General features: G+C 62.0%; 1 protein-coding gene. It reads left to right on the top strand.

The features are described 5' to 3' along the window. On the top strand, positions 1 to 933 hold a 933-nt coding region (locus tag GY725_04410; GenBank protein MCP4003419.1), incomplete at both ends, for an AAA family ATPase.

The raw sequence follows: 933 nt of genomic DNA, 5'->3' as shown, positions 1-933 counted from the left end.
GGTCGAAGAACTGTGCCGCGAGGCCACGGACGCGGGATGCATGGTACTGACCGGACGCTGCCACGAGGTCGATGGTGCGCCGGCTTTCTGGCCCTGGATCCAGGCGATTCGAGAGTGGATCCGGCTCAACGGGGAGAAGCCGATCCCGGAGGAACTCGCGAAGGATGCGGAATTCTTCGCAAGTTGGAGCCCCGAAGCCGAAGCACAGAACACCGGCTCCGCGGCGAGAACCAGCGAAGGTGCGGAGGCGCGTTTTCAGTTTTTCGACCTCGCCACTCGTGGCCTGCGAAAGTTCGCTGAGCAGTCACCGCTGGTTCTGGTGCTGGAAGACATGCAGTGGGCCGACCCCGCTTCTCTCGGGCTTCTGCGTTTCGTCGCCGCGCAGCTGCACGACGAGAGGGTACTCGTGCTCGGAACCTGTCGGGAGGATGAGTTGCCTCCCATTTCGGAGCTCAACGAGACTCTGGGCGAGCTTGCGCGCGAGTCCATATTCCGACGTCTTGCGATCAAGGGGCTCGAGCGAGAGCACATAACCGAACTCCTGCTCCAGATCGTCGGCAAAGACATTTCTCCCGGTTTGGTCGAGTTGGTGGCCTCGATGACCGAGGGCAATCCCTTCTTCATCGTCGAACTCGCACGCATCCTCGACGCGGAGGAAGGCGAACTGGAGATCGAGCTTCCGCTGAGCATCTCTGCGGCAATCGGACGCCGGCTGGGAATGCTCACGGCCGAGGCCCGGAAACTTTTAGCCTTGGCTTCGGTGATTGGCCGGGAGTTCTCCATGACGCTGCTGTCGGAAGTCGCTGGACCGGAGCACCAGCCCATCCTCGCGGCTCTCGAAGGACTGGTTGCAGCTCGAATCATCGAGCCCTCGAGCAACGCCGCAGATACTTACCGCTTCAGTCACGCCCTGATCCGCGAAACGCTCTACCG

It is taken from the genome of bacterium (assembly GCA_024226335.1).
Classification (GTDB): domain Bacteria; phylum Myxococcota_A; class UBA9160; order SZUA-336; family SZUA-336; genus JAAELY01.
This window is presented reverse-complemented; position numbering and strand designations above follow the sequence as displayed.